The following is an 11419-nucleotide window of genomic DNA, read 5'->3' on the forward strand; positions in this document are numbered from 1 at the left end:
GCAGCGCGCACGGTCACGCCGGCAGCAGACCACGCCGGTACGCGGCGGACACGGCGCTCGCCCGGTCGCGGACGTCGAGCTTGGCGTAGATGTGCAGCAGGTGGGTCTTGATCGTCGCCTCGCTGATGAACAGGGTGCGGGCGGCCTCACGGTTGGTGGCCCCGGTGGCGACGAGCGCCAGGACCTCCAGCTCGCGAGCCGACAGTGCCTCCTCGGCGGGCGTGCGGACCTGCCCCATCAGCCGCCCGGCGACCGCCGGGGACAGCACTGCCTCGCCGCGGTGGGCGGCCCGGACGGCGCGCAGCAGCTCCTCGCGCGGGGTGTCCTTGAGCAGGTAGCCGGTGGCGCCGGCCTCGATGGCCGGCAGGACGTCGCGGTCGGTGTCGAACGTCGTCAGCACGAGGACCCGTGGGGCGGAGCCGCCGCGGCGCAGCGCCTTGATGGCCTCGACGCCGCCCATCGTCGGCATCCGCAGGTCCATGAGGACGACGTCGACGGGCTCGGCACCGGCGGCGGCGACCCTGGCGAGGGCCTCGGCGCCGTCACCCGCCTCGCCGACGACGTGCAGGTCCGGTTCACCCGACAGCACGCCGCGCAGCCCGTCGCGCACAACGGGGTGGTCGTCGACGATCAGGACGCGGATCGGCGGGCTCACAGGTGCACCCTCTCGGTCGTCCGAACCGCTGCCGGAGCGGGGGACTCCGCCGGGATCGCCGGCACACTCGCGCTGAGTGCGGTCCCCTCGCCGGGTGCGCTCTCCACCGTGAGGGTGCCCGACACCCGGTGCACGCGCTGTTCCATGGCCGTCAGCCCGAAGCCGCCACCCGCACGGTCGGGCAGGTCGAAGCCGCGGCCGTCGTCGCGCACGTCGAGAACGACGACGTCGTCCATGTACGACAACGTGATCCCGACGGTCGTCGCGTCGGCGTGCTTGGCGACGTTGGCCAGCGCCTCCTGAGCCACCCGGAACACGGCGACCTCGACGTCGGGCAGCAGCGGCCGGGTCGCACCGGTGGTCTCCTGGCGCACCCGCACGCCCGTCGTCCCGGACCAGCGGCCGACGAGGTCGGCGAGCGCTTCGGGCAGCTGCGCCTGTTCCAGCGGTTCGGGGCGCAGGGCGTCGACCGAGCGGCGGGCCTCGGTGAGGCTCTCCCGGGCCAGCCCGCGGGCGATGCGCAGCCGGTCGCGCATGGCGTCCTCGGTCCCGGCGGCGTCGGCGGCCTCGAGCTGGGTGACGATGCCGGTGAGGCCCTGCGCGATCGTGTCGTGGATCTCCCGCGCCATCCGGGTGCGCTCGTCCTGCACGCCCGCCTGCCGCGCCTGCGCGACGAGCTGCGAGTGCAGCGCGGCGTTCTCCCCCAGCGCTGACTCGAGCTGCGCGTTGGTCTCCTCCAGCTCGGCGATCATCTTCTTGCGACGCTCGGTCTGCTGCCCGCTGATCGCGGCGAACCAGTTGAACCCGCCGGCGATCACCGCGTTGCCGACGAGGAGCGCGCCCAGCGCCCACCACCAGCCCGTGGTCCACGGCAACGCGAGCCGGCCCCCCATCTGGGAGAACGCCGCGCACGCCGCCACGAACGCGACGGCGGAGTAGCGCCACCGGCCGTGCAGGTAGCAGAACGCGTGGCCGTACCCACCGATCGCCATGAACGCGAAGAACGGGGAGAGCCAGGTGAGGACACCCATGAGGGCGAGCAGGCCGACCATGTAGACCCCGCCGACCCACGGTGTGCGTGCCCGGATCGGCTCGCGCACCGTCAGCAACCAGATCCAGCCGACGGCGACCACGGTGAGCACGGCCATCCACGTCCAGGCCGCGACGGTCTCGCCCGAGACCGCGAAGGCGGTCAGGACGACCCCGAGGACCAGGCCGGCGAGCGCCGCGAACCGGTCGATCACCCGGTCGACGCGCTCCTCGACCGCATCGAGACGGTCCATCTCCCGCGTCGTCATCGCGCCCCCTACTCCCAGCGGAACAACCTAGTCGCGGCGACGCCCGTCAGCACCGCCCAGCCGACCAGCACGACCAGGTGGATCAGCTGCGGCCACGAGCCCGCCGCGGCGGCCTGCAGAGCGCCCGCGCCGGCCCCGAGCGGGGTCCAGTCGCTGATCGTGCGCAGCACCGCGGGCATGACGTCGCGCGGCAGCCACAGCCCGCCGAAGAACATCAGCGGGAAGAACAGCACGGTCCCGATGGCGTTGCCGGTCCGCCCGGTCGGCGCGACGGCCGCGACGAGCAGCCCCAGCCCGTAGACCGCGGCACCGAGCAGGACCAGCGCGACGAGATAGGCGAGCGGGTTCTGCGGCAGCGGCACACCGAACGCCAGCCGTGCGACGACGAGCACCAGGATCGTCGACGCCAGCGTGACGGCGAGCATCGTCGAGGTGATCGCGAGCAGCAGCGTCTGCGGCCGGACGGGCGTCGTCCGCATGCGTCGCAGCACACCCTGTTCCCGATACGTCGCGACCATGGCGGGCAGGGCCTGCACCGCCGACACCGCGAGCACCATCGCGACCATGATCGGCGCGTACACGTCGATCAGCCGCGGACCGCCGGGCCCGATCGGCTCCCGGAACGCCGGGATCAGCCCCAGCACGACGAGCAGCACCGTCGGGAACAGCAGGGTCGCGACGGCGCCGACGCGGTCGCGCAGGAACAGTCGCAGCTCGGAGCGGGTCAGCGGGCCCAGGCCCGTGAAGCCCGACAGGCGCGGGCGCACCGTGCCGGTGGGCGCCGCCGTCGTGGTGGTGGTCATCGGATCCCCTCCCCCGTGAGGGCGACGAACGCGTCGTCGAGTCGTGGCTGGGTGACGCGCAGCTCCGCGGCGATGATCCGCCGGTTCGCGAGCGCGGTGGTGACGGTGGCGAGGACGTCGCCGGTGCCGGTGATCTCGACGCGGCCGTCGCGGTGCACCAGCACCGACCCCACGTCGGGCAACGCCCGCAGCATGGCCTCGTCGACCGGCTCGGACGGCCGGAACCGGATGACCTGTGGCGCCCGGGTGCGTTCCACCAGCCCGGACGGCGTGTCGATGGCGACGACCTTCCCGGCGTCGATCAGCGCGATCCGGTCGCAGAGGCGCTCGGCCTCCTCCATGAAATGGGTCACCAGCACGACGGTGACGCCGTCGTCACGGATCTGTTCGACGAGCTTCCAGGTGTTGCGCCGCGACTGCGGGTCCAGGCCCGTCGTCAGCTCGTCGAGGACGGCGACGCGCGGCCTGCCGATCAGCGCCAGGACGATCGCGAGCCGCTGCTGCTGACCGCCGGACAACTTGCCGAAACGGGTGTCGCGCTGCCGCGTCAGCCCGAGCCGGTCGACGAGGGCGTCGCCGTCGGCGGGGTCGTCGTAGAACGAGGCGTAGAGCGAGACCGCCTCGGTGACCGTCATGCGCTCGGGGAGCCTGCTGTCCTGCAGCTGCACCCCGAGCACCTGGCGCAGTGCGACGACGTCGCGCTGCGGGTCGAGCCCCAGCACCCGGATGGTGCCGCCGTCGGGGACACGCAGCCCCTCGACGCACTCGACCGTCGTGGTCTTCCCCGCCCCGTTGGGGCCCAGGACGCCGAAGATCTCCCCCTCCTGCACCTCGAAGGACACGCCGGCCACGGCGACATGCTCGCCGTAGCGCTTCTGCACACCGTCGACCTCGATGACCGCCATGCACCAAGGGTGTCGCGACGGCGGCGCCCGCGGATCGGTCCCGCGGCTGCCGTCCGGCCCCGCCGCGGTGGATGCCCCGATCAGCCGATCGGTTGACCGAACCGCCCCGAGCCGGCCGTCCGGCACTCCCGAGGAGCCCCGCAGACGCGCACGACGAGCCGAACGCAACCCCACGGTCGTCCGAGCACCCGCGAGGACCCCCCGGGGCGCGCCCGACCCGCCGCGCACGACCTCACGGTCGCCGGGGCCCACGGGCGCAGCCGTGAGGTTGCGGCCCGGGCGGGTCACCGGAACCGGGACACGGCCGTCACCGGCGTCGCTCGCGGCCCGTGAACGACGCCCCCGCCTGTGGCCCGGCGCCGGAGACGGGCCGACGCGGCGGCAGGCGCGCGGGCCCGGGGCGGGATACCGTCGCACCGTGCCCGAAGGCGACACCGTCTTCCTCGCCGGGAAGCGGCTGCACGCCGCGCTCGCCGGCAAGCTGCTGCTGCGCGGCGAGCTCCGGCACCCGCGCTGGGCCGAGCACGACCTGGCCGGGCTGATCGTGACGGGCGTGGCGAGCGTCGGCAAGCACCTCTTCACCCGGTTCGACGACGGCACCAGCCTGCACAGCCATTTCCGGATGGACGGCTCGTGGCACCTCTACCGGCCGGGGATGCGCTGGCGGCGCCCCGAGTACGAGGCGCGGGCCGTGCTCGCCAACGAGGACCGGGTCGCGGTGGGGTTCGCCCTGCACGATCTCGAGCTCCTCCCCACCGACGACGAGGACCGCCTCGTCGGGCACCTCGGCCCCGACCTTCTCGACCCGGCCTGGGACGCCGGCCTGGCCGCGGAGGCGTTGCGCCGCTTCACCTCCCGCGCCGATCACGAGGTGGGCCTGGTACTGCTGGAGCAGCGGGTGATGGCCGGCGTCGGCAACCTCTACAAGACGGAGGCCTGCTTCCTGCTGGGCGTGTCCCCGTGGACGAAGGTCCGCGACCTGCCCGACCCGGAGGAGGTGATCACGTTGTCGCGCAAGCTGTTGCTCGCCAACGCCGACCGCCCCGAGCAGACGACGACGGGGTCGACGCGGATGGGCGAGGCGCACTGGGTGTTCGAGCGGGGCGGGCGCGAGTGCCGGCGCTGCGGCACCCGCATCCGGACCGCGGACCAGGGTGACGGCATCTACGCGCGGATCGCCTACTGGTGCCCGCGCTGCCAGCCGGGACCCACACCCGCACCGGCCCCGCGCCAGGGGCGCCGCCGCAGCGGGTCCGGCGCCACCCGCCGGTACTGAGCACGCACGACGGCTGCGCAACACGGCGGCTGCGCGACACGGCGACTGCGCACACGACGGCGCCCGCCCCCGGGAACCGGGAGCGGGCGCCGTGACAGCCGTGGATCAGTTGGTGCCGGGCTGCTTCTGGATCGACGGGCCGGTCTGCGGCTGGGCCGCCGCCGGGGCGGTTCGCCCCGAGGTGACCTCGCCCGCGACCGGGGTGCCGTGCAGCGATGCGCGGATCTGCTCGAGGCGGCTGGAGCCGGCCATGTCCACGGTGGACTGCTGGACCTCCAGCATGCGGCCCTGCACCGAGTTCTGCGCGAGCTCGGCGGACCCGAGCGCGTTGGCGTAGCGCTTCTCGATCTTCTCGCGGACCTCTTCCAGCGACGGGGTGTTGCCCGGCGCGGAGAGCTCGCTCATCGACCGCAGCGACGCCGCGGCCTGCTCCTGCATCTTGGCCTGCTCGAGCTGGCTGAGCAGCTTGGTGCGCTCTGCGATCTTCTGCTGCAGCATCATCGAGTTGCGCTCGACGGCCGTCTTGGCCTGCTGGGCGGCACCGATCGACTGGTCGTGCAACGTCTTCAGGTCCTCGACCGACTGCTCGGCCGTGACGAGCTGCGTGGCGAACGCCTGGGCGGACTGCTCGTACTGCCCGGCCTTCTGCTCGTCACCGCTCGCGCGGGCCTGGTCGGACAGGACGAGCGCCTGCCGCGCCGACGCCTGCAGCTTCTCGATCTCCCCGAGCTGCCGGTTGAGCTTCATCTCGAGCTGGCGCTGGTTGCCGATGACGGCCGCCGCCTGCTGCGAGAGAGCTTGATGCTGACGCTGAGCGTCCTCGATGGCCTGCTGGATCTGCACCTTCGGGTCGGCGTACTCGTCGACCTTCGACGAGAACAGCGCCATCAGGTAGTTCCAGGCCTTCGCGAAACCGTTGGCCATCTGCTCCGCCTTACCTCCGAGTGCGACACGATCAGTCACCGCGCCGTTCCGGACATCTGTCCCGGTGCGCGCTGCGGCCCCCATCGTGGCACCGCGCACGACACATGTGCCAGCGTGGGACGACGATATCGGGGATCGTCCGGAGGCCGCCGTCCGGGCGACCCGGGGGCCAGGTTACCGAATCCCGGGGCATCCCGGAGGTCGGGCGTCCCCGTGCGCCACCAGCGCGGATCCGGTGCCCCGCAGCGGGCAGCACGACGACAGGCGTGCGCCGGTCCGGGCCGGTGACGATCAGGAGAAGATCAGGCGGCGGCGCTGACGCTGGCCACCGGCGACGCGGGGGCCGTGACCGGCTGCGGGCTGACAGCGGCCGACGCGGACCCGGCGATCCGCAGGTCGGCGTGGCGCTGTCCGATGGGCACGATCATCTGCGGCCGCATCGTGGCCGCCATCTCCTCGGCCGCCGAGGTGAGCAGGTCGGGCAGCGAGACGTCGAGAGCCTCGCAGATCGATGCCAGCAGCTCGCTGGACGCCTCCTTGACGCCGCGCTCGACCTCGGAGAGGTAGCCGAGGCTGACCCTGGCCTGCCGGGACACCTCACGCAGCGTCCGGCGGCGGGCGGTCCGGGCACGCCGAAGGCTGCCGCCGATCGCCTCACGCAGCAGCACAGCCATGCGACCCTCCTCGTCCAACCGTGCCACGGCCCTCCGGGAAACCCGGATGGGATCCGTGCCCGGCCCGCGGACGGCCCGGTGGCCTCACCGTACCGACTGGGGACGCCGCACGTCGCCTGCCGAGCCGGTCTGACGTGTCCGCCGAGGGCGAACACTCCCCTGCCGGGGGACGACGGTCACGCCGCGTCCAGGTCACCCGGCATCAGGGGCCACCCGGCACCAGGGGTCACCCGGCATCAGGGGTCACCCGGCATCAGGGGTCACCCGGCATCAGGGGTCACCCGGCGTCAGGGGCACCCGGCGTCAGGGGCCACCCGGCATCAGGGGCACCCGGCGTCAGGGCACCTCGTCGTGGACGGCGGTGCGGGCGGCGCTGCGCAGCTTGATCGCGCGGACGACGTAGTCGGCGCCGGTGACGACCGTCAGCACCAGTGCCAGCCCGAGGACCGCCCAGCGCAGCCCCGTCAACGTGGTCGACGAGCCCAGCAGCTCGTCGAGCGGGAGCACGAACAGCCCGATCGCGAGGCTCTGCACGAACGTCTTGGCCTTGCCGCCGCGGCTCGCGGCGATCACACCGTGGCGGATCACCCAGAACCGCAGCAGCGTGATCGCGACCTCGCGGCCGATGATGACGATCGTCACCCACCACGGCATCAGCGCCAGCAGCGACAGCCCGACCCAGGCCGCGCCGGTCAGCGCCTTGTCGGCGATCGGGTCGGCGACCGCGCCGAAGTCGGTGACCAGACCGCGGCTGCGCGCCAGCTGGCCGTCGAGCCGGTCGGTGATCGCGGCGACGGCGAACACCCCGGCCGCGATGAGGCGCCACGCCACCGAGTGCCCGTCGTCGACGAACAGCACGACGAGGAAGACCGGGACGAGCAGCAGCCGGACGACCGTGAGGACGTTGGCGATGTTGAGCACCGGCGGCGACGCGGCGTCCGCCGGTGGGTTCGTCATCGCCGGCCCCGCGTCACGCCGACCCCGCGGCGACGAGCCCGGCACGGCCGCCGGGAAGGACCTCGCGGGGGGAGACCACCAGGTCGGCTCCCTCGGTGTCGACGACGACGCACCGCACCAGCTGGCCTGCCTCCAGGCCCGACCCGCGTTCGAGGACGCACTCGCCGTCGACCTCGGGGGCCTGGTGGGCGGCGCGGCCGGTGCACTCGAAGTCGTCGTCCTCCGCCTGCTCGACGAGCACGACGACCTCGGTGCCGACGCGGTCCTCGGCCCGCTGGACGACGAGCTCGTCGACCAGCGACGCGATCCGCGAGACCCGGGCCTGCACCTCGTCGGGGTCGATCTTGTCCGCGTAGCCCTCGGCCTCGGTGCCGTCCTCGTCGGAGTAGCCGAAGACGCCCACCGCGTCGAGCCGGGCGCCGGTGAGGAAGGCCTCGAGCTCGGCGAGGTCGTCCTCGGTCTCGCCGGGGAATCCGACGATGACGTTGCTGCGGATGCCGGCCTCGGGGGCGAGCGTGCGGATGCGCTCACACAGGTCGAGGAAGTCGGTGCGGCCGCCGAAGCGGCGCATCCGGCGCAGCACCGCGGCGCTGCCGTGCTGGAACGACAGGTCGAAGTAGGGCGCGATGCCGGGTGTACGGGCGATGGCCTCGACGAGGTCGGGCCGCATCTCGGCGGGCTGCAGGTAGGACGCGCGGACACGGTCGATCCCCGGGATCGCCGCGAGCCGCGGCAGCAGGTCCACCAGGGCCCGGGTACCGCCGGGCAGGTCCTTGCCGTAGGACGTCGAGTTCTCGCTGACGAGCACCAGCTCGCGGACGCCCTTCTGGGCGAGCCACGCGGCCTCGGCGAGGACGTCCGTCGGCGGGCGGGAGACGAACGCGCCGCGGAACGACGGGATGGCGCAGAACGCGCAGCGCCGGTCGCACCCGGAGGCGAGCTTGAGGTTGGCGACCGGCCCGTCGGACAGCCGGACCCGGGACAGGTCGGGCACCCACTCGTGGCCGGGCACCGACACGTCGACGGCCGCGGTGGGCCGGGCGGCGGGGGTGAGCGGCAGCAGGGTGCGCCTGTCGACCGGGACGTGCGGGGCAGGGGCGTGGCCGCCCAGGACGTCGCCGAGGCGTTCGGCCAGCTCGGGGTAGGCGTCGAAGCCGAGGACCGCGTCGGCCTCCGGGAGGCTCTCGGCCAGCTCGGCGCCGTAGCGCTCGGCCAGGCAACCGACCGCGACGACCTTGGCGCCGGTGGCGCGCGCGACGTCGGACGCGGACAGGACCGTGTCGATCGAGTCCTTCTTCGCCTGCTCGACGAACCCGCAGGTGTTGACGACGATGACGTCGGGCGCCGGGCCGCCGGACGACGGGTCGGCCTCGACGAGCTCCCACCCGCTGCCGGCGAGACGGCCGGCGAGTTCCTCGGAGTCCACCTCGTTACGGGCGCAGCCCAGGGTCAGCAGGGCAGCACGCCGCGGGGCGGACTCGGGTGGTGGGGGCTTGGGCACGTACCACAGGGTATCCCGCGGGTCCTGATCTATTCTGACCCGTCGTGGCAGACGTGCTCGTCCGGCGGGCCCGGACCGCCGACGTGACGGCGATCAAGTCCCTTGTGGACGGCTATGCGGGTCGGGTCCTGCTGGCCAAGGAGATCATCACCCTCTACGAGGCGGTGCAGGAGTTCCTGGTCGCCGAGCTCGACGGCGTCGTCGTCGGGTGCGGTGCGCTGCACGTGTTGTGGGAGGACCTCGGCGAGATCCGCACGGTGGCGGTAGCCCCCTCGACGCTGGGCCGCGGGGTCGGGCACGCGATCGTGTCGGGGCTCATCGACGGTGCCCGCGAGCTGGGGCTGCGCCGGCTGTTCGTGCTGACGTTCGAGAAGCACTTCTTCGCCAAGCACGGCTTCGCCGAGATAGACGGCACCCCCGTCTCCCCCGACGTGTTCGCCGCGATGCTGCGCTCCTACGACACCGGCGTCGCGGAGTTCCTCGACCTGGCCCACGTCAAGCCGAACACCCTCGGCAACGTGCGGATGCTGCTGGTCCTGCCCTGACCTGTGGGAATGGCGGGCGACGAGCTGGTCTGGCGACGGCCGCCGCCGCCCTGCGCCCGTACGTCGACCTCTGATCGGGCTACCGGATGTCGGCCACGCCGCCGGGCACCCACCAGGGCGTGCCGGGCGCGCACCTGACGTTCCTGTTCTGCCTCGACGGCACGATCGACGTCATCGAGACCCCCGACGGCCGCGGGACCGGGAGCTTCGACGTGATGGTCGCGGGCCTGCACGACCGGCCGGCCGTGATGGCGCCGACGTCGCCGCCCGCTGCGGGTACGCCGACCAGCCGCACCTGGCGCGCGACTTCCGCGACCTCGCCGGGCTGACGGCGACGGAGTGGCTGTCCGAACGCCCGGCATGACCCGTGGGGGACGGAGCCCCGCCGTTCGCGCCCGAGGGGCCGGACCCCGCGGCCGGGCGCACGGGCGGGGCGCCGCGTACGGCTCGACGCACCCCCCGCGTGCGGCGGCGCACCCGGGCGGGGCGAGGATCGCAGGCGTGTTCCGGATCGTGCTGCTGACCCCTGAGATCCCGCAGAACACCGGGGCGATCATCCGGCTCGCGGCCAACACCGGCGCGCAGCTGCACCTCGTCGAGCCCCTGGGGTTCTCCCTCGACGCCCGGCACGTCCGCCGCGCGGGTCTGGACTACCACGAGCTCGCCGACGTCCGGGTGCACCGCGACCTCGACGCGGCCTGGGAGGCGCTGCTGCCCGCCCGCGTGCACGCCTTCACCACGACGGGCACCGACCTCCACACCGACGTCGACTACGAGCCCGACGACGTGCTGCTGTTCGGCCGCGAGTCGACCGGGCTGCCGGCCGAGGTGCAGACCACGCCCCAGGTCACGACCCGGGTGCGGCTGCCGATGGTGCCCGGGTCGCGGTCGTTGAACCTCGCGAACGCGGCGTCGATCGCGGTCTACGAGGCCTGGCGGCGCACGGGCTTCGCGGGTGCCGCTCAGCCCTTGTAGACGGCCTGGATGTCGAGCTCGATCTCGATCGTCGAGCCGACGACGGGCACGCCGCGGGAGAGCACCTGCTGCCAGTTGAGGGTGAAGTGCTCGCGGTGCAGCTCGGTCGTCGCGAAGACCCCGGCCCGCGTCCCGTTCCAGTCCTGGATGCCGAGGAACGTGGTGTCGAGCTGCACGTCGCTGGTCAGGCCGTGCAGGGTCAGCTCGCCGTCGACCACCCAGCTGTTACCCGCGCGCCGGGTGAACCGGGTGCTGGTGAAGCGCAGCTGCGGGAACCGCTCGACGTCGAGGAAGTCGGCGGAGCGCAGGTGCGCGTCGCGCGCCTCGACATTGGTGTCGACGCTCGCCGCGTCGATCACGACCTCGACGATCGAGTCCTCGAAGGGCTCCTCGACGTGGATCGTGCCGCGGAAGTCGTTGAACCGCCCGTAGACCTTCGACAGGGCGATGTGGCGGGCGACGAACCGGACCGAGGAGTGGTCGGAGTCGATCTCGTAGACGCCGGGTGCGGGCGGTTCGAGGCTGGGATCCGCGACCATCGTGATCTCGCCGAGCTCGGCGTGCTTGCCCCAGTCCACCGAGACCGAGCTGGCGACGCTCTGGAAGCCACCGAACTCCGCGCGGACCCGGTAGTCGCCCGGGACGACCGCGGCGGCGAAGTAGCCGAACGGGTCGCTGTCGGAGTGGGCCACGCGCCGGTTCCCCCGGTCGAACACCGAGATCTCCGCGCCCGGGACCGGCTTGCCGCCCTCGTCCCGGATCTGCCCGCTCAACAGGCCGCCGGTGAGCGGGATCGGCATGAGGGCACTGCGGGACGTCGCACCTCGCCCGGAAGCCGCCCCGCGGCGTTTGAAACCGAACATACGACACCCTTTCGCCCATCCGGCGGACCTCGTCCGCGCGACC

General features: G+C 73.2%; 13 protein-coding genes. 4 read left to right on the forward strand and 9 right to left on the reverse strand.

All coding sequences use genetic code 11. The features are described from left to right. Nucleotides 1–13 precede the first annotated feature (13 nt). From TOK_RS11585 to TOK_RS11600, 4 genes are read right to left on the reverse strand one after another with little or no spacing between them, the layout of a single operon-like run. Entirely contained in the window at nucleotides 14–655 is a 642-nt protein-coding gene (locus tag TOK_RS11585; RefSeq protein WP_098957846.1) for a response regulator transcription factor, read from the reverse strand. Continuing rightward, nucleotides 652–1953: a sensor histidine kinase gene (locus tag TOK_RS11590; protein WP_098957847.1), complete on the reverse strand. Its 1302-nt coding sequence runs from the start codon at nucleotides 1951–1953 to the stop codon at nucleotides 652–654. The genes TOK_RS11585 and TOK_RS11590 overlap by 4 nt, the downstream gene beginning before the upstream one ends. Before the next feature lie 8 nt (nucleotides 1954–1961). Further along, on the reverse strand, nucleotides 1962–2756 hold the full coding sequence (locus TOK_RS11595; RefSeq protein WP_098957848.1) for an ABC transporter permease: 795 nt from the start codon (nucleotides 2754–2756) through the stop codon (nucleotides 1962–1964). After that, nucleotides 2753–3661 carry an ABC transporter ATP-binding protein gene (locus TOK_RS11600; RefSeq protein WP_098957849.1) on the reverse strand — a complete coding sequence of 303 codons (909 nt, stop codon included), beginning with the start codon at nucleotides 3659–3661 and terminating at the stop codon, nucleotides 2753–2755. The genes TOK_RS11595 and TOK_RS11600 overlap by 4 nt, the downstream gene beginning before the upstream one ends. Nucleotides 3662–4079: 418 nt before the next feature. On the opposite strand from TOK_RS11600, the gene TOK_RS11605 reads away from it, so the two are divergent. Then, nucleotides 4080–4937 carry a DNA-formamidopyrimidine glycosylase family protein gene (locus tag TOK_RS11605; protein ID WP_098957850.1) on the forward strand — a complete coding sequence of 286 codons (858 nt, stop codon included), beginning with the start codon at nucleotides 4080–4082 and terminating at the stop codon, nucleotides 4935–4937. 105 nt (nucleotides 4938–5042) lie between these two features. Here the strand turns inward: TOK_RS11605 and TOK_RS11610 are convergent, their stop codons facing one another. The 4 genes from TOK_RS11610 to rimO all read right to left on the reverse strand — a co-directional run bounded on the left by TOK_RS11610 (nucleotide 5043) and on the right by rimO (nucleotide 8993). Continuing rightward, a complete protein-coding gene (locus tag TOK_RS11610; RefSeq protein WP_098957851.1) occupies nucleotides 5043–5861 on the reverse strand; it encodes a PspA/IM30 family protein in 819 nt (272 codons plus the stop codon). A gap of 302 nt (nucleotides 5862–6163) precedes the next feature. After that, the gene (locus TOK_RS11615; protein ID WP_098957852.1) at nucleotides 6164–6535 is read right to left on the reverse strand and encodes a helix-turn-helix domain-containing protein; all 372 of its coding nucleotides are present in this window, start codon (nucleotides 6533–6535) and stop codon (nucleotides 6164–6166) included. Nucleotides 6536–6871: 336 nt separating this feature from the next. Beyond that, a complete protein-coding gene (gene pgsA / locus TOK_RS11620; protein WP_098957904.1) occupies nucleotides 6872–7492 on the reverse strand; it encodes a CDP-diacylglycerol--glycerol-3-phosphate 3-phosphatidyltransferase in 621 nt (206 codons plus the stop codon). A gap of 13 nt (nucleotides 7493–7505) precedes the next feature. Then, the gene (gene rimO / locus TOK_RS11625) at nucleotides 7506–8993 is read right to left on the reverse strand and encodes a 30S ribosomal protein S12 methylthiotransferase RimO (protein WP_098957853.1); all 1488 of its coding nucleotides are present in this window, start codon (nucleotides 8991–8993) and stop codon (nucleotides 7506–7508) included. A 44-nt stretch (nucleotides 8994–9037) separates the two neighbouring features. Here rimO and TOK_RS11630 point away from each other — a divergent pair, with 44 nt between their 5' ends. The 3 genes from TOK_RS11630 (at nucleotide 9038) to TOK_RS11640 (ending at nucleotide 10513) form a co-directional block, all read left to right on the forward strand. Then, nucleotides 9038–9538 (forward strand): amino-acid N-acetyltransferase, encoded by a 501-nt coding sequence (locus TOK_RS11630; protein WP_098957854.1) that lies wholly within the window; start codon nucleotides 9038–9040, stop codon nucleotides 9536–9538. 86 nt (nucleotides 9539–9624) lie between these two features. Beyond that, a complete protein-coding gene (locus TOK_RS32555; RefSeq protein ID WP_098957855.1) occupies nucleotides 9625–9867 on the forward strand; it encodes a hypothetical protein in 243 nt (80 codons plus the stop codon). Nucleotides 9868–10039: 172 nt separating this feature from the next. After that, entirely contained in the window at nucleotides 10040–10513 is a 474-nt protein-coding gene (locus TOK_RS11640) for a tRNA (cytidine(34)-2'-O)-methyltransferase (RefSeq protein ID WP_098957856.1), read from the forward strand. Here the strand turns inward: TOK_RS11640 and TOK_RS11645 are convergent. Next, nucleotides 10501–11313, reverse strand: coding sequence for a YceI family protein (locus TOK_RS11645; RefSeq protein WP_098957857.1), 813 nt, complete (start codon nucleotides 11311–11313; stop codon nucleotides 10501–10503). The genes TOK_RS11640 and TOK_RS11645 overlap by 13 nt on opposite strands. Nucleotides 11314–11419 lie beyond the last annotated feature (106 nt).

The sequence above is a fragment of the Pseudonocardia sp. N23 genome (genome assembly GCF_002583555.1).
Lineage (GTDB): Bacteria > Actinomycetota > Actinomycetes > Mycobacteriales > Pseudonocardiaceae > Pseudonocardia.

Coding starts and splice junctions, on each gene's coding strand:
- pgsA (WP_098957904.1), bottom strand. CDS start 7,492: ATGACGAACCCACCGGCGGACGCCGCGTCGCCGCCGGTGCTCAACATC.
- TOK_RS11615 (WP_098957852.1), bottom strand. CDS start 6,535: ATGGCTGTGCTGCTGCGTGAGGCGATCGGCGGCAGCCTTCGGCGTGCC.
- TOK_RS11610 (WP_098957851.1), bottom strand. CDS start 5,861: ATGGCCAACGGTTTCGCGAAGGCCTGGAACTACCTGATGGCGCTGTTC.
- TOK_RS11595 (WP_098957848.1), bottom strand. CDS start 2,756: ATGACCACCACCACGACGGCGGCGCCCACCGGCACGGTGCGCCCGCGC.
- TOK_RS11590 (WP_098957847.1), bottom strand. CDS start 1,953: ATGACGACGCGGGAGATGGACCGTCTCGATGCGGTCGAGGAGCGCGTC.
- TOK_RS11645 (WP_098957857.1), bottom strand. CDS start 11,313: ATGCCGATCCCGCTCACCGGCGGCCTGTTGAGCGGGCAGATCCGGGAC.
- TOK_RS32555 (WP_098957855.1), top strand. CDS start 9,625: ATGTCGGCCACGCCGCCGGGCACCCACCAGGGCGTGCCGGGCGCGCAC.
- TOK_RS11600 (WP_098957849.1), bottom strand. CDS start 3,661: ATGGCGGTCATCGAGGTCGACGGTGTGCAGAAGCGCTACGGCGAGCAT.